Source organism: Nocardia sp. NPDC019219, assembly GCF_040632645.1.
Taxonomy (GTDB): domain Bacteria; phylum Actinomycetota; class Actinomycetes; order Mycobacteriales; family Mycobacteriaceae; genus Nocardia; species Nocardia sputorum.
Window position 1 is genome coordinate 45,335 of record NZ_JBEYCG010000008.1, and the last position, 22,029, is coordinate 67,363.

Annotated in this window: 19 protein-coding genes; 7 read left to right on the forward strand and 12 right to left on the reverse strand. The window is 70.3% G+C overall.

Features of this window, described 5'->3' with window-relative positions:
• The first annotated feature begins 130 nt into the window (after positions 1-130).
• Positions 131-622 carry a GNAT family N-acetyltransferase gene (locus tag ABZ552_RS16730; protein ID WP_281877661.1) on the forward strand — a complete coding sequence of 164 codons (492 nt, stop codon included), beginning with the start codon at positions 131-133 and terminating at the stop codon, positions 620-622.
• Positions 623-643: 21 nt separating this feature from the next.
• Here ABZ552_RS16730 and ABZ552_RS16735 read toward each other — a convergent pair whose 3' ends face one another.
• The 4 genes from ABZ552_RS16735 to ABZ552_RS16750 all read right to left on the reverse strand — a co-directional run bounded on the left by ABZ552_RS16735 (position 644) and on the right by ABZ552_RS16750 (position 3,244).
• Complete coding sequence (locus ABZ552_RS16735) at positions 644-988, reverse strand: VOC family protein (RefSeq protein WP_159843221.1); 345 nt, start codon at positions 986-988, stop codon at positions 644-646.
• Positions 985-1,191 (reverse strand): exodeoxyribonuclease VII small subunit, encoded by a 207-nt coding sequence (locus ABZ552_RS16740; protein WP_051175542.1) that lies wholly within the window; start codon positions 1,189-1,191, stop codon positions 985-987. The genes ABZ552_RS16735 and ABZ552_RS16740 overlap by 4 nt, the downstream gene beginning before the upstream one ends.
• Positions 1,192-1,262: 71 nt before the next feature.
• Complete coding sequence (gene xseA, locus ABZ552_RS16745) at positions 1,263-2,579, reverse strand: exodeoxyribonuclease VII large subunit (RefSeq protein ID WP_281877664.1); 1,317 nt, start codon at positions 2,577-2,579, stop codon at positions 1,263-1,265.
• Positions 2,576-3,244: a lipid droplet-associated protein gene (locus tag ABZ552_RS16750; RefSeq protein ID WP_281877665.1), complete on the reverse strand. Its 669-nt coding sequence runs from the start codon at positions 3,242-3,244 to the stop codon at positions 2,576-2,578. The genes xseA and ABZ552_RS16750 overlap by 4 nt, the downstream gene beginning before the upstream one ends.
• A 296-nt stretch (positions 3,245-3,540) precedes the next feature.
• Between ABZ552_RS16750 and ABZ552_RS16755 the strand changes: the two genes are divergently transcribed.
• On the forward strand, positions 3,541-4,551 hold the full coding sequence (locus ABZ552_RS16755) for a 4-hydroxy-3-methylbut-2-enyl diphosphate reductase (protein WP_281877666.1): 1,011 nt from the start codon (positions 3,541-3,543) through the stop codon (positions 4,549-4,551).
• A gap of 469 nt (positions 4,552-5,020) precedes the next feature.
• Here ABZ552_RS16755 and ABZ552_RS16760 read toward each other — a convergent pair whose 3' ends face one another.
• Complete coding sequence (locus tag ABZ552_RS16760; RefSeq protein WP_281917309.1) at positions 5,021-5,887, reverse strand: DUF6542 domain-containing protein; 867 nt, start codon at positions 5,885-5,887, stop codon at positions 5,021-5,023.
• A gap of 58 nt (positions 5,888-5,945) precedes the next feature.
• On the reverse strand, positions 5,946-7,091 hold the full coding sequence (locus ABZ552_RS16765) for a DNA recombination protein RmuC (protein WP_357438108.1): 1,146 nt from the start codon (positions 7,089-7,091) through the stop codon (positions 5,946-5,948).
• A gap of 309 nt (positions 7,092-7,400) precedes the next feature.
• On the opposite strand from ABZ552_RS16765, the gene ABZ552_RS16770 reads away from it, so the two are divergent.
• Together ABZ552_RS16770 and ABZ552_RS16775 are read left to right on the forward strand one after the other, a co-directional pair.
• Positions 7,401-8,576 carry an exonuclease SbcCD subunit D gene (locus tag ABZ552_RS16770; protein WP_357438111.1) on the forward strand — a complete coding sequence of 392 codons (1,176 nt, stop codon included), beginning with the start codon at positions 7,401-7,403 and terminating at the stop codon, positions 8,574-8,576.
• A 34-nt stretch (positions 8,577-8,610) separates the two neighbouring features.
• Positions 8,611-11,811, forward strand: coding sequence for an SMC family ATPase (locus tag ABZ552_RS16775; protein ID WP_357438114.1), 3,201 nt, complete (start codon positions 8,611-8,613; stop codon positions 11,809-11,811).
• A gap of 26 nt (positions 11,812-11,837) precedes the next feature.
• On the opposite strand, the gene ABZ552_RS16780 is transcribed toward ABZ552_RS16775, so the two are convergent.
• The 4 genes from ABZ552_RS16780 to ABZ552_RS16795 all read right to left on the reverse strand — a co-directional run bounded on the left by ABZ552_RS16780 (position 11,838) and on the right by ABZ552_RS16795 (position 16,679).
• Entirely contained in the window at positions 11,838-12,380 is a 543-nt protein-coding gene (locus ABZ552_RS16780; protein WP_281877671.1) for a methylated-DNA--[protein]-cysteine S-methyltransferase, read from the reverse strand.
• On the reverse strand, positions 12,377-14,005 hold the full coding sequence (locus ABZ552_RS16785) for an AlkA N-terminal domain-containing protein (RefSeq protein ID WP_281877672.1): 1,629 nt from the start codon (positions 14,003-14,005) through the stop codon (positions 12,377-12,379). Before ABZ552_RS16785 ends, ABZ552_RS16780 begins: the two co-directional genes overlap by 4 nt.
• A gap of 158 nt (positions 14,006-14,163) precedes the next feature.
• A complete protein-coding gene (locus ABZ552_RS16790) occupies positions 14,164-14,349 on the reverse strand; it encodes a YbdD/YjiX family protein (RefSeq protein ID WP_281880756.1) in 186 nt (61 codons plus the stop codon).
• Positions 14,350-14,420: 71 nt separating this feature from the next.
• Positions 14,421-16,679: a carbon starvation CstA family protein gene (locus ABZ552_RS16795; RefSeq protein ID WP_281877673.1), complete on the reverse strand. Its 2,259-nt coding sequence runs from the start codon at positions 16,677-16,679 to the stop codon at positions 14,421-14,423.
• A 203-nt stretch (positions 16,680-16,882) separates the two neighbouring features.
• On the opposite strand from ABZ552_RS16795, the gene ABZ552_RS16800 reads away from it, so the two are divergent.
• Genes ABZ552_RS16800 through ABZ552_RS16810 form a run of 3 tightly spaced genes read left to right on the forward strand, consistent with a single transcriptional unit; the run spans position 16,883 to position 20,033 of the window.
• Positions 16,883-18,196: a sugar ABC transporter substrate-binding protein gene (locus ABZ552_RS16800; protein WP_281877674.1), complete on the forward strand. Its 1,314-nt coding sequence runs from the start codon at positions 16,883-16,885 to the stop codon at positions 18,194-18,196.
• A 56-nt stretch (positions 18,197-18,252) separates the two neighbouring features.
• Entirely contained in the window at positions 18,253-19,128 is an 876-nt protein-coding gene (locus tag ABZ552_RS16805; protein WP_281880757.1) for a sugar ABC transporter permease, read from the forward strand.
• Between the two features lie 50 nt (positions 19,129-19,178).
• Positions 19,179-20,033 carry a carbohydrate ABC transporter permease gene (locus ABZ552_RS16810; protein WP_281880758.1) on the forward strand — a complete coding sequence of 285 codons (855 nt, stop codon included), beginning with the start codon at positions 19,179-19,181 and terminating at the stop codon, positions 20,031-20,033.
• A gap of 681 nt (positions 20,034-20,714) precedes the next feature.
• Here ABZ552_RS16810 and ABZ552_RS16815 read toward each other — a convergent pair.
• Both ABZ552_RS16815 and ABZ552_RS16820 read right to left on the reverse strand, forming a co-directional pair.
• Positions 20,715-21,131 carry a VOC family protein gene (locus tag ABZ552_RS16815; protein WP_281877675.1) on the reverse strand — a complete coding sequence of 139 codons (417 nt, stop codon included), beginning with the start codon at positions 21,129-21,131 and terminating at the stop codon, positions 20,715-20,717.
• A 10-nt stretch (positions 21,132-21,141) separates the two neighbouring features.
• On the reverse strand, positions 21,142-21,978 hold the full coding sequence (locus ABZ552_RS16820; RefSeq protein ID WP_281877676.1) for a helix-turn-helix domain-containing protein: 837 nt from the start codon (positions 21,976-21,978) through the stop codon (positions 21,142-21,144).
• Between the last annotated feature and the right edge of the window lie 51 nt (positions 21,979-22,029).

The following is a 22,029-nucleotide window of genomic DNA, read 5'->3' on the forward strand; positions in this document are numbered from 1 at the left end:
TCGGAGGTCGATGAATATGGCTGTCACCAGCTGTATTCCGCATGTCCTTCGCCGGTTCGCGCGCCACTGATTTCTTCCCGCAGACGCGTCGGCGCGAACCGGTCTTTTCCTCGATGACCAGGAGTGTCACGTGTCTGTTTCTCTTTCCGCCGATCTGCTCTCCGACCGCCTGATCCTGCGGTCGTGGACCGCCACAGCGGCCGCCGCCGTGCTCGGCGACGAGCGTCATGCCGCGTGGGCGGCGGATTTCCCCGCCGCGGGCGATCGCGTCATCGCCGGTCTGCTCACCGCCCATCCGGACTGGTTCGGGCCGTTCGGGCACCGGCTCGTCGTGGAGCGAGCCAGTGGGCTCGTCGTCGGATCGATCGGGCTGTTCTGGCCGCCCGCCGACGGTGAGCTGGAGATCGGCTACGGCATCGTCGCCTCGCGTCGCGGCCGCGGCTACGCCACCGAGGCCACCGTCGCGTTGACGGCGCACGCGCGCACCGCGCCCGGCGTCCACGCGGTGCGCGCCGACGTGGAACTGTCCAATCCGTCGTCGGTACGCGTGCTGGAGAAAGCCGGGTTCGAGCAGGTGAGCGACGTGGACGGCGTCGCGCGGTTCCGCATCACACTGCGCTGACGGTGACCATGGGGACTGTCGTCAGCGATGGCTGACCACGTTGACGACGGTCCCGCTCGGGTCGCGCACGAAGAAGCGGCGCACACCCCAGGGCTCGTCGCGCAAGGGGTAGACGACCTCGGCTCCGGCGGCGGTCACCGCCGCGTGCACGGCGTCGACGTCGTCCACCTCCACACTCATGTCCGGCTGGAGTTGTTCGGCGTCGGGACCGACGAGCAGGACCTGGGCGGTCGGGTTGGACGGGGAGGCCATCGCCACGACCCAGCCCAGGTCCATCGCCTCCTGGAAGCCGAGCAGCCGGTAGAACGCACGGCTCGCGGCCAGGTCGGTGGTGCGGATGTCGGGCGTGGCCCGGCGGATCGTCATTCCTGCCGCTCCAGGTCGGTGCGGTGCAGCGCGTCCTCGACGCGCTTGCGGGCGCCCGCCAGGTGCTCTTCGCAGCGAGTGGCCAGCGCCTCGCCGCGCTCCCACAGAGCCAGCGATTCGTCCAGGTCGAGGCCGCCTTGCTCGAGGATCTTGACCACGTTGACCAGTTCGTCGCGCGCGCGTTCGTAGCCGAAACCGGCGATCTCGGCCGCGTCGTCGGCCGGATCGGCTCCTGTCCCGTTCTTGTCCGTGGACTTGCCGGATTCGGCCAAGATCAGTTCCTCCCTGTGTCGGTGTGCCGCGCGCCGAGCGCCTGGGTGCCGAGCGCGGCGGCGGTGACGGCCCCGTCGGCGACCCGGATGCGCAACTGGCTGCCCGCGGGGGCGTCCTCGATCGAGCGCACCACCTGCCGTTCCCGGCCGGTGACGCGCTGTACGACAGCGTAGCCACGGGCCAGCGTGGCGGCGGGGCCCACGGCGGTGAGTTTCTCGCGCAGGTGCCGGGTGGCCGTCGCCTCGGTGCGGATCAGCTGCTCGGTGGAGCGGTGTGCGGCCGTGCGCAGGCGTTCGATCTCTTCTTGACGGCGATCGATCTCGCGCAGAGGGTCGGCCAGGACGGGCCGCGACCGCAGCTGGGCGAGCGCCTTGGTCTCCCGGTCAACCCAGCCGCGCAGCGCGGCGGCGGTGCGTTCGCGCAGTTCGCGGATGCAGGCCAATTCGGCGGCGGCGTCCGGGACGATCCGCTTGGCGGCGTCGGTGGGGGTGGCCGCGCGCAGATCGGCGACGAAGTCGCTGAGCGGGTTGTCCGGCTCGTGGCCGATCGCGCTGACGATCGGCGTGGTGGCGGCCACGATGGCACGGCACAGTGCCTCGTCGGAGAACGGCAGCAGGTCTTCCACGCTGCCGCCGCCGCGCGCCAGCACGATGACCTCGACGGCCGGATGCCGATCGAGCTCGGCGAGCGCCGTGAGCATCTGCGCCACCGCGGTGGGTCCTTGCACGGCTGTGTTGCGAATTTCGAAACGCACAGCGGGCCAACGGTTCCGGGCGACGCTGAGCACGTCGCGCTCCGCGGCGCTCGCGCGTCCGGTGATCAGGCCGATGGTGCCGGGCAGGAACGGGATCGGGCGCTTGAGCCGGGGATCGAACAGGCCCTCGGCGGCCAGCAGCGATTTCAGCCGTTCGATGCGGGCCAGCAGCTCACCGATGCCGACGGGCCGGATCTCCAAGACGCGCAACGAGATCGTGCCGCGTCCGGTGAAGAACGAGAGCTTGCCGTAGACGACCACCCGGCTGCCCTCTTGCAGGGGAACGGGGGAATTGCGGATGAGATCCGGGTCGCAGGTCACCGACAGCGACATGTCGGCGGACGGGTCGCGCAGCACCAGGAACGCGGTGCGGGTGCCCGGACGGAGATTGATCTGGGTGATCTGGCCCTCCACCCAGATGCTGCCGAGCCGGTCGATCCACTGGGCGACCTTCATGGACACCGAGCGCACCGGCCAGGGGTGCTCGGCGGAGTTGGCCGGTGCGGCGGGTTGGCCGGAGGTCTCCCGGCCAGCCGCCGACGAGGGGGTCCGGGGTTCGGTCACTGGGCCTGCACAGTGGCGATCCGGTTCGTGAGCATGGTCACGAACGGCGCCCTGGCGCGGGTGTGCTGCTCGTACTCCAGCAGCGCGGTGAGGTCTTCGATCGTCAGCAGGCGCAGCCGGGCGCGCAGCTGGGCCAGGGTCATGTTGGCGTAGTCGTAGCGGACGGCGACCTCCGGCTCGGCGATGGCGGGCGCGTCGGCGACGGGGTCGGTGTCCGGGTCGGCCGGTTCCGGATCGGCCGGTTCCGGATCTTCGGCCGGCGGCTCGGCGATCGTCGTCACCGACGCGACATGACCGTTGGTCGCACCGGTGCGGGTGTCGTCGGTGAACGATTCCGGCGCGCGGAACGGTTCGGGATCGTCGGCGCTGTAGAGATCGAATCGACTGGCGCGGAGCGTGGTGGGGCTCGGGTCGTCGGCGATGTCCTCGTCGAACGTGGCCCATTCCGGCTGTTCGACCGGGCGGTGGGACAAACGGTCGAAAACCGCGTCGCCCTTCAGGGCCAGACTCGTCACGAACTGCTGGACGTGCATCGTCGTCTGCAGCACCTGACTGATGGCCGTGATCGGGAAACTCATTGCCGCCGTGGGTAGGCGGCGGGATTCCTCGAGGGCGTATACGGCGGCTCCGGCGGCGACCCGGGCCAGAAAGGGTGGTCGAAACATGGTCCTAGCCTGCCCGAAATGGTGTGTTATGCAAAGGAGGGGTGCGCGCGGTTCGGATATTCGCCGGTTCCGGCGCGCGGCCGATCGGCGGGAATTGCGCGGCAGGCGTGCTCATAATGCGGAGAATAAACCCAGGTCCCGGCGGGAGTGTCCGAGACATTCGCCGCGGCCGGTCGGCCACCCGGCCGGGCCGGGCTTTCCACCGCAGTTCGCGGCCGTACGCGGCGGCTCGCGCGGCGATGTGACGGGCAACTCCCGGACGTGGCGTGATCGCGGTCCGCACGTATCCTGTGGGCATGTCTTCGGCCATTCCCTTGAACGTCGGAATCGCCCGCTCGGCAGGCGCCGGAAACGCCGTCGCCGAGGGCGGAAAACGCGTGCTGCTCGCGGAGCCGCGCGGATACTGCGCCGGCGTCGACCGTGCGGTCGAAACCGTCGAGAAGGCGCTGGAGAAGCACGGGGCGCCCATCTACGTGCGCAAGGAGATCGTGCACAACCGGCACGTCGTGGAGACGCTGCGCGATCGTGGCGTGGTCTTCGTCGACGAGACCGACCAGGTCCCCGAGGGTGCGGTCGTGGTGTTCTCCGCGCACGGTGTGGCGCCCACGGTGCACGCGACGGCCGCCGCGCGCAATCTGCACACCATCGACGCCACCTGCCCGCTGGTGACCAAGGTGCACCAGGAGGCGAAGCGGTTCGCCCGCGACGACTACGACATCCTGCTGATCGGTCACGAGGGCCACGAAGAGGTCGAAGGCACCGCCGGTGAGGCGCCCGACCATGTCCAGCTGGTCGACGGGCCCGACGCGGTGGACAAGGTCAGCGTGCGCGACGAGTCGAAGGTGATCTGGCTGTCGCAGACCACGCTGAGCGTGGACGAGACGATGGAGACGGTGCAGCGGCTGCGCGAGCGCTTTCCCGCCCTGCAGGACCCGCCGAGCGACGACATCTGCTACGCCACGCAGAACCGCCAGGTGGCCGTCAAGGCGATGGCGCCGGAATGCGACCTGGTGATCGTGGTCGGCTCGCGCAACTCGTCGAACTCGGTGCGCCTGGTGGAAGTGGCGCTCGGCGCCGGCGCCAAGGCCGCCTACCTGGTGGACTTCGCCCGCGAGGTCGACCCGGCCTGGCTCGATGGCGTCCGCACGATCGGCATCACCTCCGGCGCCTCGGTGCCCGAGATCCTGGTTCGCGGCGTGCTGGACATGCTGGCCGAGCACGGCTACGGCGACGTCCAGCCGGTCACCACGGCCAACGAGACCCTCGTCTTCGCCCTTCCCCGCGAGTTGCGCGACGCCCGTCGCTGACGCCGGGCCGCGCCGGTGGCGCGGGCTCCGGTTACCGGTCGTCCGCCCGAGGATCCGGCGTCACACTGCTGAACGGGCCATGGCCGTAACGGGTCGGTCGTCCAGATGCTGCGAAGAGGTGCGCTGGGGCTTCGCTGCACCGGTCACTTCGTCGTCGGCTGTCGCCGGTCCGCGTGGACTGCGGTGCAGATCCGGCGGGGTCGCTCGGATCCGTATCCGGGAGAGCGGAACGTGTTCACCCGTCTCCGGGCGATCCGGCAGCGCGGTGCCGGAGAAGTCCAGGGACGCCGAAGGCGGGCGACCGGCCGCCGTGACCCGGTGGTCCTCTCCGCCGTGGGGCGACTCGCGCGATGTCGCGAACTCCGCCGCGTGGTGATCAGCACGGTTCTCGCCGATCAGGCGGCACGGTGTCGGCATGCTGCGCTCGGACCGGCGGCGCCGGGCAGACTTCGCGGACCGGTGAACGCGCTTACGAGTTCTCCGGCCTGCGCCGTTCCGGACGGCCCGAATCGCGTTCCCGGTAACGCACATTGGGCTGGGGATGCGGCGGCATGTCGCGGCGTCGGTTCGCGCCGCGCGGTGGTTCGCCTTCGGGACGCGGCATGGCCGCCGTCGGGCGCGGGGCGCCCCGTGCGGGAGCTCGTCCTTCCCGCGGACGAGAGGGCGCGACGCGCGGCGGGGTGTCGGCGACCTGCGCGGCGGGTCGGCGAGCCGGGCGCGGAGCGGGCTCGTTCAGGTCATCCGACTCCGGTTCGTCCGGCTCGTCCTTCGGGCGGCGGGCTTTGCGGCGCGCCGAGTCGGCGGCGCCGGGGGACGAACGGCCGGGCCTGCTCTTCTTCGCCTGCGACTTGCCCCAGCTGTCGCCGCGGCGTGGCGTCCGCGGCCGGTCACTCTCCTCTTCACGGCGGTGCAGATAGATCCGGGCGCCACCGATCAGCAGGACGACGACCGTGGCGAGCACCATGGTCGGGAACCGGTTCACCAGCGGGATCGCCAGGTTGAGCAGGATGTCCTTCAGCGACGTCGTGCCGCGGCCGGTGAGCTGCTGATAGGCCAGCGGCACGGCGACGAAGAGCAGCAGTGGCGGCAGCACCATCGTGCTGAACAAGCCGCGGTAGCGGACGGCGGAGACGGCCGCCACACAGCCGAGGACGTACAGGGCGGCGAACGTGCCGGTCAGCTCGGCACCGCCGCCGACGGCGTCGATCAAGAATCCCAGGAACGTGCAGGCAACCGCGATCGAGATCGCCGCGCCGACCGGGATCCCCGGCACCGACGGCAGGATCGAGCGTTGCGGCGCGGGCACCCGGGATCGCACACGTTCGGAAGCAGCCACGACATGCACACTAGTTGCCGCCGTTCGCGGCGGCGTGGCGGCACGGCCATAGTCCTGGTTACTCGCCCGCGTCGGCGAAGCCCACCGCGCGCGGCCGGGAATCCACCCGCCCGATCTCGGGCACTTCCTGCTCGGCTATCTCCAGATCGTGCAATTTGCGCGCGGTGACCAGTACCCGCGACTCCACCGAGGCCACGGTGTAGTTGAAAGCCTCCACGGCCCTGCCGAGTTGCACGCCCAATCGGTCCAGGTGCTTGCCCGTCGTCCCGAGCCGCTGATACAGCTCACGGCCCAGCCGCTGCACGGTGGCCATGTCCCTGGACAGCGCCTCCTGCCGCCACCCGAAGGCGATGGTGCGCAGCAACGCGACGAGGGTGGTCGGAGTAGCGAGGATCACGTTGCGGCCGAACGCGTACTCCAGCAGCTCCGAATCGGTGGTCACGGCGGCGTCCAGGAACGGGTCGCCGGGCACGAACAGCACCACGAACTCCGGTGCGGGATCGAAGGCGGCCCAGTACGCCTTGTCGGCCAGCTGGTCGACATGCGCGCGCAGATGTTTGGCGTGCCGGGCGAGCAGCTCGGCGCGCACGTCGGGGTCGTCGGTGTCGCAGGCGTCCAGGTAGGCGGCGAACGGGACCTTCACGTCCACCACGATGTGCCGTCCGCCCGCCAGTCGCACCACCAGATCCGGCCGGACCGTGCGATCGTCCGCGCCGCGGCCGGTGCGGCTGACCTGGGTCTGGAAATCGCAGTGCCTGGTCATCCCGGCCAGCTCGACCACCCGCTCCAGCTGGATCTCACCCCACCGGCCCCGTACCTGCGGCGCGCGCAGCGCCGCGACCAGCCGGCCGGTCTGCCCGGTGAGCTGGTGGGAGGCGCGCTGCATGCTCGCGACCTGTTCGCGCAGGCCGGAATACGCGGTGAGCCGCTGCCGCTCCACCTGCTGGATCTGCTCGTTCAGCGCGCCGACGGCCGCGCGCAGCGGTTCCACCATCGCGCCGACGGCGTGCGAATGCCTGCGCGCGGCATCCTCGTTCGCCGCGGTGAGCGACTGCCGCAGCAGCCGTTCGTTGTCCGCGGCCGCCGCCAGCCGCGCCTCCGCCGCCGCGGCGCGCTGCCCGGCCCGCGCCGCGTGGCTCAGCCAGCCGAGGCCGGAACCGGCGGCGAACACCAGCAGCAGTGCGGCGAGCATCGGTGCGGTCATAGCGCAGATAGTGCCGTACGTCACCGACAAGAACGAGCACCGAGCAACTGTCCGGCATCACGTCGTCCACCGTCCCTTCCAGCGGATCTCCGTCTGTTCCACATACCTGTCCGGCTGCCGGCATCCGGGCCTTCCCAGGTCGGGACGTGGGTAGAGGTCAAGGGTTGTGCGAGGTTTCGGCTGGTTCGGCCCGGCGCCCCGAACACGTGCGCCCGCTCGGACGGACACGCCGCGCCGGGCTGGGCGAAACCCGACACAGCGGGCGGGGCGATTGAAGTCTGTCGGTGGGTTGCCCTACGGTTTCGCGGCATGCGGATGCTGCACACCTCGGACTGGCACATCGGGCGCACGTTCCACGGGGTCGATCTGCTTGCCGACCAGGCTCGTTCACTGACCGCGATCGCGGAGCTGGCGGCCGAGGAGTCGGTCGACGTGGTGGTGCTACCCGGTGACGTGTACGACCGGTCCATTCCCAGCGCCGACGCGATCGCGGTGTGCAACCGGGGATTCGAGGCGATCCGCGCCGCGGGCGCCCAGATCGTCGCCACCTCCGGCAATCACGATTCGCCCGCCCGTCTGGGCGCGGGCGCGAGTTTCGCCGCCGCGGGCGGGCTGCACCTGCGCACCACCGTGGCCGAGGCCGATCGCCCCGTCCTCCTGGCGGACGCGCACGGTCTGGTGGCGTTCTACGGCATCCCGTACCTGGAACCGGAGATCACCCGCGCCGAACTCGAAGTGCCGCAGGCGCGCTCGCATGCCGAGATCCTGGACGCGGCCATGGCTCGGGTGCGTGCCGACATCGCGCGGCGTCCGGGGGTGCGGACGGTGGTGCTGGCGCACGCCTTCGTGGTCGGCGGGGAGGCCACCGGATCGGAGCGCTCCATTTCGGTCGGCGGTGTGGAGACGGTCCCGCTGGCCGCCTTCGACGGCATCGACTACGTGGCGCTCGGCCACTTGCATTCGCCGCAGACCCTCGCCGAGCAGGTCCGCTACTCCGGCTCGCCGCTGCCGTATTCGTTCGGCGAGAACGCGCATCGGAAAGCGGTGTGGATCGTCGACTTGGACGCGTCCGGCTTGCAGGCGGTGCGTCGCCGGGACCTGCCGACGGTCCGGGGCTTGAGCAAACTGACCGGCACCCTGGACGAACTGTTGAACGGCGCGGAGTACGGCGCGGCCGAACAGCACTACGTGTCCGCCGTGCTCACCGACGTCGCCCGCCCGGTCGACGCCATGCGCAAACTGCGCGAGCGGTTCCCCTACGCCGTCCACGTCGAATGGGCGCGGCCCGAGGGGAGCCCGGAACTGCGCTACCGTGAGCGAGTGCACGGCCGCCGCGACATCGAAGTAGCCCGCAGTTTCCTCAGCGACGTCCGTGGCGCACCCAGCTCGAGCGAGATGACCTGGCTGGAGCGGGCGCTCTCGGCCGCCGTCGCCGAGCCGGAGCAGGTGTCCGCCGTGGCCGCCGCCGAGGAACTGACCGCATGAGCGTCCCGCCGAAGCCGGGCGTAGGCGCGGCGGCATGAGGCTGCACAAGCTGGAGATGACCGCTTTCGGCCCGTACGCGGAGCCCACGGTCGTCGACTTCGACGCGCTCGGCGCCGACGGGTTGTTCCTGCTGCACGGCCAGACCGGGGCGGGAAAGACCACGGTGCTGGACGCCATCGCGTTCGCCCTCTACGGCCGGGTCCCCGGCGCGCGCGGGGAGAGCAAGCGACTGCACTCCGATCATGCCCCGGAGCACACGCCGCCGCAGGTGATGCTGGAGGCGACCCTCGGCGGGCGGCGGCTGCGGCTGACCCGCAGCCCCGAGTTCCAGCGTCCCAAGCGCGACGGCACGGGCATGCGCACCATCAACCCGAAGGCGACGCTGACCTGGCTGGACGGCCGTGGGGAAAACCTGTCCCGGATACCGGATATCGGGGAGGAGGTGTTGCGCCTGCTGGGCATGAGCGCCGATCAGTTCTTCCAGGTGGTGCTGCTGCCGCAGGGCGATTTCGCCCGCTTCCTGCGAGCCGACAACGAAGACCGCGAGAAGTTGCTCGAAAAGCTCTTCGACACCGGGCGTTTCGGCGCCGCCGAACAGTGGCTGGCCGACAAACGCCGCGCCGCCGAAGCGGATCTGGATGCTCGCACCGAGGGGATCAAGCGGCTGATCACCCAGGTGGGCATGGCGGCAGGCGTGGCGGATTCGGTCGGTACCACGGAATGCGTCGCTTGGTCCCAGGACCTGCTGGCCACCGCTCGCACGGATCTGGCCGCCGCCGGCACGGAAATGGAACGTTGCCAGCGGGAGTCGGCGCGCGTCCGGGAGCAGGCCGAACAGCAGCGTCGCCTGCATGAGCTGCGCCGTCGCATGAGCGCGGCACGCGCGCACCTCGACGACTACGCCGCGGGCGCCGATCGCCGGGCCGCACTGCAAGCCGAGCTCGACCTCGCCCGCCGGGCCGCACCGGTCGCCGCGGCGATCGACGAAGCGCGTGCGGCGGTGCAGACCCAGCGTCTGCTCGACAGCGAAAAGCGCACAGCGGCCGAGCATCTCGCCGCGCGGCTGCGCGAGCCGGCGAGCGCCGAACTCGGCGGCGCGGAACTGCTGGATTCCGACGCCGCGCAGGTGCGCGACGACGCCGACCTCGACGCGGCGATCCAGCGCTGGAGCGCGCAGATCGGCGCGCTGGACGAAGTGCGGGCCGACGCCGCGACCGCCACCCGGCTCGGCGGCGAGATCGACGCGCTGCGCACCGAGGACGCGACGCTGGCCCGGCGCGTCACCGCGCTCACCGCCCGGCGCGACGAACTGCCCGCCGCGCGCACCGCGGCGGAGGCCAGGTTGCGAGAAGCGGCCGAAGCCGTGGCGGCCCTGCCGGGCATCACCGCGGAGACCGAACGACTGCAGGCCGCCGCGACGGCCGCGGTCGAACTGGCCGCCCGCCGCACCGCGCTCGACCACGCCCGCGTCGAGTTCGACGCCGCCCGCATCGCGCATCTCGACGCCCGAGAACTCGTCCTGGATCTGCGTGAGCGCAGGTTGAGCGGGATGGCGGCCGAACTGGCAGGCGAGCTGGTCGACGGCAGCCCTTGCGCGGTCTGCGGTTCCGCCGAACACCCCGCACCTGCCCGGCCCACCGCCACCGCGGTGTCCAAGGACGAGGAGGAGGCCGCCGCCGCGGCCGAGCGTGCCGCGGAGGACACCCGAGACCGCGCGCTGGCTTGCATCACCGAGCTCGAGCGCGAGATCGAAGCGCTGGTCGCGCGCGGCGGCGATACCGATCGAGTCGAACTCGCCGCCGCCCTGCGCGCCGCCACCGACCGTTACGAGGACACCTCGGAACTGGCCGCCGGCGCCGACGGACTGGAAGCCGAAGTGACCCGCTTGCGCGAGGACGAGGCACGCCTGCACGAGGAGTTGCGCGCGTCCGAAGCCCGTCGCGGCGCGGTGGCCGCAACCATCGTCTCCGGCGAGACTCGCCTGGCCGAACTCACCGAACGGCTGCGCACCGCGGCGGGCGCCGACCAGACCATCGACCGCCGCCGCGCCCGGCTGGCCGCGCTGGTCACGGAGGCGACCGCCCTGCGCGATGCCCGCGCCGAAGCGGTGGCGGCCCGTGAGCAGGTGTCGGCGATCGCCGCCCGAGTCGAAAACCTGGCTAGTGCAGCTGGTTTCGTACCGGAGGGCGAGTTCGGCGGTCCGCTGTCCGCTTCTGCAGCGGCCGGCGTGGCGGACGCGCCCAGTACAGGTTCGATCTCGGGTTCGGGCGACACGGAAGCCGCCGCATCCGGAGCCACCGGCGCGAAGGATCCGGTGCGCCGCACGGCCGACATTCAGGTCACCGCCGCCCGAGACGATGTCGCGCTCTTGACCGCTTACGCGAAGGTGGTCGCCGCCGCGTCGCGCAGCCCGCAGCAGCAGGCCGAGACAGAAGCGGAACTGGTGGCCGCCGACCGTGCCCGTGCCGCGGCCGAAGCGGTGCTGGCGGAACCGGAGATCCGCGCGGCGGCCGAGCAGGAACCCGGCGACCCGGCCGAGCTCGACGCGCTCGTGGCGGCCGCGCAAGCAGCGCTAAACGCGGCGGTGGCCGCCCATGCGGAGGCGAGCAGGCGGGCGAGCCAGCTCGAGGAGCTCGGTGGCCAGCTCTGGGCCGCCGTGGACCGGATCGCCCCCGCACAGCAAGCGTTCGAGGAACTGAACGGTCTCGCCGACGTGGTCGCCGGACGCGGCGCGAACAACCGCCGCATGTCCCTGCACTCCTACGTCCTGGCCGCCCGCCTGGAGGAAGTCGCCCAGGCGGGATCGCTGCGGCTGCGCAGGATGTCCGGCGGACGGTACGAGTTCGTCCACTCGGACAAGGCCGGTCCGCGCGGCCGCCGGGGCGGGCTCGGGCTGGACATCCGGGACGATTACACCGGCGCCATCCGCCCGGCCAAGACGCTCTCCGGTGGCGAAACCTTTATGGCCTCGCTGTCGTTGGCGCTCGGCCTGGCCGACACCGTCGCCGCCGAATCCGGTGGCCTGGTATTGGACACCTTGTTCATCGACGAGGGTTTCGGCGGCCTGGACGCCGACACCTTGGACGCCGTGATGGGCGTGCTGGACGACCTCCGTGCCGGCGGCCGGGTAGTCGGCGTGGTCAGTCACGTGGACGAGATGCGCCAACGCATTCCCAGCCGCCTGCACGTCCTCCGTGGCCGCGACGGCTCCCACCTCCAGGCGACCATCGCCTGAGGGTGGGCCGCTCCGCCGCTGGCGGCTCATCCTTCGTGGTCGAGCAGCCACCGCTTCACCGGCAAACCCCAACGGAAGCCGCCGAGTGCGCCCCCGATGCGGAGTATTCGGTGACAGGGCACGAAGAGGGCGGCGGCGTTGCGGGCGCAGGCGTTGGCCGCGGCGCGCGTGGCATCGGGGCGACCGGCGCGGGCGGCGAATTCGGTGTAGGTGAGCGGGCTGCCCGCCGGGACGGCGCGGAGTACGTCCCAGGCGTGCACGAGGAACTCTCCCGACCGCTGGCGCACCGGAATCGGGTCGATCGCGGTGAGGTCGCCTTCATGATAGGCGGTGACCGCGCCGGTCACCTCGCCCAGCGAATCTCGTCGCCGTAACCCGCCGGGGCGCAGGGCGGGGTGGATCAGACCGCGCAGGTTCTCCGCGTCGGAGGTCCAGCCGGAGGCGAGGACCGCGCCGTCGGAGTCGACGAGCGTGGTGAACGGTCCGAGCGGGGTCTCCGTGACGGCGAAATCCGCTGTGCTGGTCGACGTGCCGACGATCTCGGTGTGGACGGCGATGCTTGCGTTCATGATTCGTCACTGCCTTTCGTGGTGGCGAGCGCGGGGATATCGAAAGGTGTGGCGCGGCTGGCCAGCGCCGCTTTCCACAAGTGCATGGACAGATACGACCGCCACGGCGCCCAGCGAGCGGTGTCCGTGAGATCGATGCCGAGCAGGCTCGCGCCGCGGCGGACGACCAGGTCGGTGCCGAGCAGGACGTCCGGATCGGCGAGCAGGCGCATCGTCACATAGTCCGCTGTCCACGGTCCGACGCCGTCCAGCGCGAGCAGGTCGCGGCGCAGGTCGGCGGCGGTGCGTCCTTGGTGCAGCAGCAGGTCGCCGGACGCGAGTGCCTCGGCGGCCGCGATGACGGAACGGATGCGCCGCGCCGGTCCGGTCAACACCTCGGCGCCCCGCTCGGCGATCACCTCGGGTGCGGGGAACAGCAACGGGATCGGCCCGTCCACCCGCTCGCCGAGCGCCTCCACCAGCCGCGCCGTGTGCGTGGCCGCGGCGGACACCGAGATCTGCTGCCCGATCATCGTGCGCAGCAGGAGTTCCGGTCCGTCCACGCACCCGGGCACCCGGATACCCGGCGTGAACGACGGGCCCGCGTCGAGTGCAGACAGCTCGGCCGAGGGTTCGCTCTCGGGCGGCGAGCCCGCCCCCGCATCCGGCAGGTCCTCGGCGGCACGCTCCGGCAGGCGGTTCCCGGAGGCCCCGCGCGCCGCGGGCCCGGCACCGAGCGCTTCGTCGATCCCGACCGGATCGGCGTCCAGATCCAGCAGGTGCCGCAGTCTGGTCACCGTCGGCGCGAGATCGCGCATGTCGTGCAGGGACAGTTCCGCCCGCACGTGGTCGCGCTGGAAGCTCAGTCGCGCGGTGGCGTGCCCGTGCGGCGTGCGCAGGTTCCTGGTGTAGGCACGGTTCTCCCACAATTCCATGCCCGGTACGGCGTGTGCGGACAGGAACCATTCCAGCCAGGCCCGGTCCAGCGGCTCCCGATAGGGCAGCCGCAGCGTGAGCGACCCGCTGCCGGCCTGCGCCGGGCGCGTGGGGGCGGCGGTTTTCGCGCGCTGTGCCTCGAGCCGCATGGTGGTGGGGCTGACCGCGAACACCTCGCGCACCGTGTCGTTGAACTGACGGATGGAGGCGAAACCCGCCGCGAACGCGATATCGGACATGGGCATCGCGGTGGTCTGGATCAGCAGCCGCGCGGTATGCGCTCGGTGCGCCCGGGCCAGCGCCAGTGGCCCCGCGCCGAGTTCGGTGGTCAGCACCCGGGTGAGCTGCCGCTGCGAGTAGCCGAGCGTGGCGGCCAGCCCCGGTACGCCGGCCCGCTCGACCACGCCGTCACCGATCAATCGCATCGCCCGCGCGGCCAGATCCGCCCTCGTGTTCCACAGCGGCGAACCGGGCGCCGCGTCCGGCAGGCAGCGGCGGCAGGCGCGGTAGCCCGCCTGCTGCGCCGCAGCGGCGGTCGGCAGGAACGTCACGTTGGCCCGCTTCGGCGTAATCGCCGGACACGAAGGGCGGCAATAGATTCCGGTGGTCCGCACCGCGGTGAAGAATTGCCCGTCGAATCGAGAGTCCCGGGTCGACACCGCCCGGTAGCAACGTTCGAAATCAAATGCCGTGATCGTCACGCCCACCACAATGGCAGCTGCGGCGAACCCGTGCTAGCGGAAATCAGCCACTATCGCGGGGGGTGGTCACCACCTCACACAACGGTCATGACATCGCACAGTTGCCGCCTGGTCGGCGGTTGTGGCGACTACCAAAGCGGTGTGTGGCGGCTCGGCCGGAAATCTTTTCAGCAGCACCGGTTGGTCGGATTGCGATCCGCCTCGGCATGCCGCTGCCGCCAGTACTCCCGCTCGGTCGGCACGGGGTGGTCCGGATGCCTGCGCCGCAGGTGCTCGACGTAGCGCTGGTAATCCCGGCCCCCGAGGATCGAGTCGAACCACCAGACGCCCGCCCGGAGGCCGTCGCCACACACGCGGGCCGCGGCGCGCAGCCGGGCGCCGACCGGTCGCGCGGACCGGTCGGCGCCCCGGTTCGAGGAGTCGCTCATTGCGCGTGGACGTGTGCCGCGCCGGAAGCGCGCACCTTTCCGTTCGCGATCAACTCGTCCCACTGCTTCTGGACTTCCCTCTCCGCCGCGGTGGCGACGAATCCGCTGGGCGCGAAGATCTTCGACGGCTGCTCCGGCGTCTCGGTGGTCGTCGCCTCCCCGGAGCGCCAGGCGCGGTAGGCCACCACCGCGCCGACCACCGCCACGATCAGCACCAGCACCGCGAACACGATCGACAGCGTGCCCTGGATGAAGGTGTTGCGCACGATCGCGGTCATGTCGTCCTGGGTCTTCGCCGTCAGGCACAGCTTCCCGGCGTCCTGCGCGGCCTGGCAGATGCTGTGCTGCTTCCAGTAGCCGAGCTTCGGATCGGCGGAGAAGATCTTCTGCCACGACGCGGTCATGGTCACCAGCAGGTCCCAGACCAGCGGAATCCCCGGGATCCAGGCCCATTTCGCAAGGCCCTTCTTCACCACGATCACCAGCACCACGGTCAGCGCGATGGCCGCGAGCAACTGGTTGGCGATGCCGAACAGCGGGAACAGCGTGTTGATGCCGCCCAGCGGGTCGGTGACGCCCATCAGCAGGATCGAGCCCCAGGCCGCGACCACGACGGCCGAGCACAGCCACGCGCCCACCCGCCAGGACGGATCGCGGAACTTCTTCGCCGCGCCGCCGAAGTTGCCCAGCGCGTCCGAGAGCATGAACCGCGCCACGCGGGTGCCCGCGTCGATCGTGGTGAGGATGAACAAGGCCTCGAACATGATCGCGAAGTGGTACCAGAACGACTTCATGCTCGCGCCGCCGAGGAACTGGTGGAATACCTCGGAGATGCCGACCGCCAGCGTCGGCGCGCCGCCCGTGCGCGAGATGATCGACGATTCGCCGACGTCGCTCGCGGCCTGGCTGAAGTCCGCCGGAGTCACCGCGGGCCCGCTCAGCCCGAGGCTGTTGGTGTAGGCCGCGGCTTTCTCCGCGGTGCCGCCGGTGAGACCGACCGGCGCGTTCATCGCGAAGTACAGGTGCTGGTCGATGATCGAGGCGGTGATGATGGCCATGACCGCGACGAACGACTCCATCAGCATGCCGCCGTAGCCGATCATCCGCGCGTGCGATTCCTTCTCCAGCAGCTTCGGCGTGGTGCCGGAGGAGACCAGCGCGTGGAAACCGCTCAGCGCGCCGCAGGCGATGGTGATGAACAGGAACGGGAACAGAGAGCCCGCGAAGGCCGGTCCGGTGCCGCTGGAGGCGAACGACGAGACCGCGGGCGCCTGCAGCACCGGCAGCGTGACCAGGATGCCGACCGCGAGCAGCACGATGGTGCCGACCTTCATGAACGTCGACAGGTAGTCGCGCGGCGCCAGCAGCAGCCACACCGGAAGCACCGAGGCGACGAAGCCGTAGGCGATCAGCAGCCACGAGATGGTCACCGGCGAGAGTGTGAACCAGTCCGCGCCCCAGTCGGTTTCGGAGACCCAGCCGCCGCCCACGATGGCCAATAGCAGCAGCGCGAACCCGATCACGGAGACCTCGCCGACCTTGCCCGGCCGCAGGAACCGCAGGTACACACCCATGAACAGGGCGATCGGAATGGTCATGCCGATCGAGAAGACGCCCCACGGGCTGTGCGCGAGCGCGTTGACGACCACCAGCGCGAGCACCGCCAGCAGGATCATCATGATCACCAGGACGCCCACGATGGCCGACCAGCCGCCGATCACGCCCAGCTCGTCGCGGGCCATCTGCCCGAGGCTGCGCCCGCGCCGCTTCATCGAAACCCACAGCACCAGGTAGTCCTGCACGGCGCCGGCCAGCGCCACGCCGACCACGATCCAGATGGTCCCCGGCAGGTAGCCCATCTGCGCGGCCAGCACCGGTCCGACCAGCGGACCCGCGCCCGCGATGGCGGCGAAGTGGTGCCCGTAGAGCACCCGCCGGTCCATCGGCATGTAGTCCTTGCCGTTCTCCAGGATCTCGGCGGGCGTGGCCAGGTCGTCGCGCGGTTTGACGATCTTGCGTTCGATGAACCTGGCGTAGAACCGATACGCGATGACGTAGGTGCACACCGCCGCGATCACGATCCACACCGCGTTCACCGATTCGCCCCGCGAGATGGCGAGCACCGCCCAAGCTATGGCGCCGAGCGCGGCGATCCCGGCGAAGATCAATTTCTTGGCGGGGGTGATCGGGGACTTGTCGACCACGCCGACGGGCGGCAGATCGGGATCGGTCCGCAGATATTCGATTGTCGCCATCTGCCTACTCTCCTGTAAAACGCGCAGGATCTTGCTGAAACACGTGACAACGTATCCGATCGATGAGCGCCGTCGTGCCGATTCCGGACGCCGGACGGTCACCGTGAAATATTGTTCATGTGTCGGCCGTCACCACGTGATTGCCGAACGTATGCTGCCATGCGGTTCGAAGAGCTCCACATCCGCCCCGGAGGAGGGCTGTGTTGCGTGCGAATCCCGTCGGCCGGGTCCGTCGCCGGACGGTGCTCGGGTCGGCGCTGGCCGCGCCGCTGCTGGCGAGCGGCGGCTGCGGCTCCGATGACGACGCGTTGACCTTCTTCTTCCAGGCCAGGCCGGAAGAGGCCCGGGTCCGGCTGAAGATCATCGACGAATTCCGGAAGCTGCATCCCGACATCAGGATTCGCACGGTCATGTCCGGACCGGACCCGCTGCAGCAGATGCTCACCTACTGCGCGGGCGGGAAATGCCCGGACGTGCTGATGGCCTGGGAGCTGCTCTATTCCGGGCTGGCCGAGCGCGGGGTGTTGCTCGACCTGAATACGCTGCTCGCCCGCGATCCGCAGTACGCCGCCGAGTTGAAAGCCGACAGCTACCCGGCGCTGTACGACACCTTCGCTTACGCGGGCGGGCAGTACGCCTTGCCCGAACAGTGGTCCGGAGTGTTCCTCTACTACAACCGGGAACTGTTCGACGAGGCCGGGATCGTCCCGCCCGCGCGCTGGCGTGACGCCTGGTCGTTCGACGAGTTCCTGTCCGCTGCCGAGGCGTTGACCAGGCACGACTCCTCCGGCCGGACTCGGTGGGGCTTCGCCGACGCATGGGTGCCGTACTTCTCGGCGGCCTGCTTCGGCATGAACAACGGCGCCGAATGGTTCTCGCCCTCGGTGAACCCGACCAGAACCAACCTCGGCGATCCGCGGTTCGCCGCAGGATTCCAGTTCTACGCCGACCTCGCCGTACGCCACCGGGTGGCGCCGAAAGCCGCCGACACGCTCTCCGTTTCGGCACCCGACCTGTTCCGGCGAGGTCGTGCGGCGATGGCACTGGGCGGGCACTGGCTGTATTCCGAATTCGCCGGGCACGACGACCTCCCGATCGACGTCACGGTCCTGCCGGTCGGCCCGCACGGCGGTCCCGGCGCCGTCACCGACGTCGGCAGCACCGGGCTGGCCATCGCCGCGGACAGCCCGCGCGTCGAACAGGCTTGGGAGTTCGTCAAATTCGCGACCGGGCCGGTGGGGCAGGCGATCATCGCCGCGTCCGGGCTGTTCGTGCCGGTGCTCGAGTCGGCGATGAGATCGCCGGGGTTCGCCGCCGCGCACCGTGAGATCCGCAATCTCGCGGTGTTCACCGAGGGCCCGGCCAGCTCCCGCCCCTTACCGGTGACGCCCGCCTGGGGCAAGGTGTCGGCCTTGCTCGAGCGCGGCTCCAACCGGGTGCTGCGCGGCGCCGCCACCGCCGCGTCCTTGGACGGGCGTTTCGCCGCCGACGTCGACGCGCTGCTGGACACGCCATGACTGGAGCGCAGCCGTCGCAAACCTCAGGCAAAGACTCGCGCGGCGTCGCGTCCCGGTTGGCGCGGCGGCGGGAACGCGCCGGATGGGCTTTCGTCGCGCCCAACGTGGCGGCGGTCGCGATTTTCTTGTTGTTCCCGTTGGGATTTTCGCTCTATTTGAGTTTTCATTCGTGGGACTTGTTCGGCCCCATGCGTTTCGTCGGTGTGGACAACTATCGGCGGCTGTTCGCGTCCGATCCGTTGTTTCTCATCGCGGTGCGCAACACGGCCGTTTTCACCGTGTCGACGCTGGTGCCCACGGTGGTGATCGGACTCGCCGTCGCCGCCGCGTTGAATCGAAAATGGCGCGGCATCGGCATATTTCGCACCATCGCGTTTCTGCCGCTGGTCGCCTCGGCGGTCGCCATGGCCGTGGTGTGGCGGTTCCTGTTCACCGACGACGGGCTGCTCAACCTCGCGCTCGGCCGGCTCGGCGTCGATCCGGTGCCCTGGCTGACCCATCCCGACTGGGCGCTGGTCTCGCTCAGCATCGTCACCGTGTGGAAAAGCGTGCCGTTCGCGACGGTCATCCTGCTGGCCGCCATGCAGGGCGTGCCGGAGACGCTCTACGAGGCGGCGAAGATCGACGGGGCCGGGGCGCTGCGGCGGTTCTTCTCTATCACCCTGCCGCTGATCCGGGGCCCGCTGTCGTTCGTCTTCATCATCACCATCATCAATTCGGTGCAAGCGTTCGACCAGGCCTACGCGCTGACCGGCGGCAACGGGGGACCGGAGACGGGTACGTACCTGCTGGGGATCATGCTGTTCCAGAACGCGTTCGGCTTCTACGAGGTCGGTTACGCCTCCGCGCTCGCCTGGGTGATCTTCGCGATGCTGTTCCTGCTGACTCTGGTGCAACTGCGGATGGCCCGGCGCTCGGAGGTGGAACAGTGAATACCTATGAAGCGGCCCGGCGCGCCCTGCCGGTCCGGCGCGACCGCGCGATCGTCGCGCTCGGCCGGGTCGACCGGGCCATCGTGCGACGGGTCGTGCGCGGGACCGCGATCTACGCGGTGCTGGTCGGCATCGCGTGGTGCGCGCTGCTGCCGATCCTGTGGGCGGTGTCGGGCTCGCTGAAGCGGGACGGCGAGATCGCCGACGCGGCGTTGCTTCCCCAGCGGCCGCAGTGGTCGAACTACGGGAAGGTCTTCGAGCTGCTGCCGATGGGGCGGATGCTGCTCAACACCACGGTCTACGCGCTGTGCGTGACAGCGGGGCAGGTCTTCTTCTGCTCGCTGGCCGGATACGCGTTCGCCCGCTTGCGCTTCCGCGGGCGCGACATGCTGTTCCTCGCCTACCTCGCGACGCTCATGGTGCCGCTGACCGTCACGGTGATCCCGCAGTTCCTGCTGATGCGGGCGTTCGGCTGGGTGGACACCCCATGGGCGATGATCGTGCCCGGCCTGTTCGGCAGCGCGTTCGGCACGTATCTGATGCGGCAGTTCTTCCGCACACTGCCCGAGGAACTCGAGGAGGCGGCCATCCTCGACGGCTGCTCCACCTGGCAGGTCTATTGGCGGGTCCTGCTGCCGCACACCCGCCCGGCCTTGATGGTGCTCGCCGTGCTCACCTGGATCACCGTGTGGAACGACTTCCTCTGGCCCCTGGTCATGATCCAGCGCGAGGACGTCGCCACCGCGACCCTGGGGCTGGTCCGGCTGCAAGGCCAGTACCACACCCAGTGGCCGATCCTCATGGCCGCCGCTGTCGTCATCCTGCTTCCGCTGCTGCTCATCTACGCGATCACCCAGCGCGCGTTCATCCGCGGCATCGCGATGTCGGGGCTGGGCGGGCGCTGAGGACATGCGCTCGGGTTCGCCCGGTCCGGGGCGGCTTCGCGCGCCTTCTCCGTTGCCAGTGAGCACGACGGTCGTTCGGCGCGTTCGTCTGCACCATGCCGTTGCGTCCTCGCGCGGCGGGGGCGGTGAACGAGTTTTCCGCACCTGCTCCGGTTGCCGATCTGCGATCGCCCTGCGCGCGCTCATCTGCGGAATCGCGATGTCGGGGCTCGGCGGGCGCCAGTGGGTTCGCCCGGTCCGGGGCGGCTTCGCGTGCGTGCTGCGTTGCCGGTGGCCACGATGATCGTCCAGTGCGTTCGTTCGCGCCCTCGTGACGTTCGGCGGTCGGTGGCCGAGTGAGCTGCCCTCGCGTCGGTTCGACCACGCGCGGTCGGTGGGAACGCGGCCCGCCTGATTCGGCCGGTGATCCATCTGACCGCCCGGCACCGCTCCCGGGCTCGCCCGGTCCCGGATGGGCGGCTTCGTTCGGCTGGTCAGGCGCCGTGAGCACGGGGATCGCCGGCGCGTCGGTCTCCCGCCGACACAGTGTTCGGCGAACGATGACTGGCTGCGCTCCGGTTCACTGCGGCCGGGGTAGTCGCGGCTGAACTTCGCCCGCCTCGTCGGCGCGGTACCGCGGCCGGGCGGAGGTCTTCGCCGGCCGCGGCTGCGCTCTGTGCAGGGGCGTCGCTTCCGCGCCGATCAAGCGCCCCAGTAAGTCCCGAAACTCCAAAGATTGCCCTCTGGGTCGCGCACCGTGAAGCCGCGCGATCCGTAGTCCTCGTCGCGCAGGCCGCGGACCACTTCGGCGCCCGCGGCGGTCGCGCGGGCGAACAAGGCGTCGGGCTCTTCGCAGACCAGGTAGACCGAGTCGGTGCCGGTCGGGCGGCTGCTGAACGGGCTGTCGTCCTTACCGGCCGAGCCGAACATGACGCCGCCGCCCAGCGGCCAGCGCAGTTCCGCGTGCTCGACGATCGACGGATCGTCCTCGCGGGCGTAGAGCGCGGCCTCCCGGAAGCCGAACGCCTCGACCAGGAAGGTGGCCATGGCGCGGGCATCGCGGAAGGTCAGCGTGGGCCAGACGGCGGTGCGGGTGCTGGTTTCTGTGGGATTCGTCATGGATTCATCGTCAATCGGCGGACACGTCGGGGGCTTGGACGGATGGAACCTCCTCGGCCAGCCACGAGGTCGGGCTCGTTCCGGCGAGATCGGCGAAGTCACGATCCAGATGAGCCTGGTCGTAGTACCCGCAGGTGGCGGCCACCTGGGCGATGGTGACGTAGGAGGGCGTGTGCGCGAGCATGCGACGGGCCCGTTCGAAACGGGTGATCCGGGCGGCGAGTTTCGGGCTGAGACCGAACTCCCTGTTGAACCGGCGCGTCAGATGTTGCCTGGTCCACCCGATCTGCTCGGCCAGTGGGCCGATCGCGATGCCGCCCCCGGAACCGACCACACTGCGCCAGGCCCAGGTGAGTTCCGGCCCGACCGAGCGATCCGGATCGGCGAGCGCCGAAAGCACCTGGTCACAGGCGGTGAAACGGTCCGGCCAGGTCGGCGCGTACTGCAACCGTTCCCATAACTCGAGGCCGACGGGCCCGACGACATCGGCGAACTCGACGGACGTATCCCACAGCGCCGCCGCAGGCAAGCCGAACAAAGTGCGACAACCGAGCGGCGTCAGCGCGACGGCCACGCCCTCCTGGTGACCGTCGTGCGCGATCAGCGCCGTGCTCGCCTGTAAGCCGCTCAGCACGCACCGGTAGTTCTGCGGCGACTGGCGCGGATCGGTTTGCTCGATGACGTCGATCGTCGGACCGATGGCGACGATGAACGTCATATGCCGCGACGGCAACCCGCGATGGATCGCGGCCGCGAACCCGGACATGCGATATCCCACGTAGCGGTCGATGAACGCGGCGAGCACGGGCGCCGGACGCGCAGTCACCACCTCGGTGGTCGGCTCCATACGGGCCACGCTACGCCGGGGGACCGACAGGCTCTTGAGTCGATCAGTTCG

Excerpts from the sequence above, each read along its gene's own strand:
- ABZ552_RS16755 (WP_281877666.1), top strand. The coding sequence starts at position 3,541 with ATGTCTTCGGCCATTCCCTTGAACGTCGGAATCGCCCGCTCGGCAGGC.
- ABZ552_RS16775 (WP_357438114.1), top strand. The coding sequence starts at position 8,611 with ATGAGGCTGCACAAGCTGGAGATGACCGCTTTCGGCCCGTACGCGGAG.
- ABZ552_RS16735 (WP_159843221.1), bottom strand. The coding sequence starts at position 988 with ATGACGATCCGCCGGGCCACGCCCGACATCCGCACCACCGACCTGGCC.
- ABZ552_RS16780 (WP_281877671.1), bottom strand. The coding sequence starts at position 12,380 with ATGAACGCAAGCATCGCCGTCCACACCGAGATCGTCGGCACGTCGACC.
- ABZ552_RS16815 (WP_281877675.1), bottom strand. The coding sequence starts at position 21,131 with ATGACGAATCCCACAGAAACCAGCACCCGCACCGCCGTCTGGCCCACG.
- ABZ552_RS16795 (WP_281877673.1), bottom strand. The coding sequence starts at position 16,679 with ATGGCGACAATCGAATATCTGCGGACCGATCCCGATCTGCCGCCCGTC.
- ABZ552_RS16750 (WP_281877665.1), bottom strand. The coding sequence starts at position 3,244 with ATGTTTCGACCACCCTTTCTGGCCCGGGTCGCCGCCGGAGCCGCCGTA.
- ABZ552_RS16770 (WP_357438111.1), top strand. The coding sequence starts at position 7,401 with ATGCGGATGCTGCACACCTCGGACTGGCACATCGGGCGCACGTTCCAC.
- ABZ552_RS16765 (WP_357438108.1), bottom strand. The coding sequence starts at position 7,091 with ATGACCGCACCGATGCTCGCCGCACTGCTGCTGGTGTTCGCCGCCGGT.
- ABZ552_RS16820 (WP_281877676.1), bottom strand. The coding sequence starts at position 21,978 with ATGGAGCCGACCACCGAGGTGGTGACTGCGCGTCCGGCGCCCGTGCTC.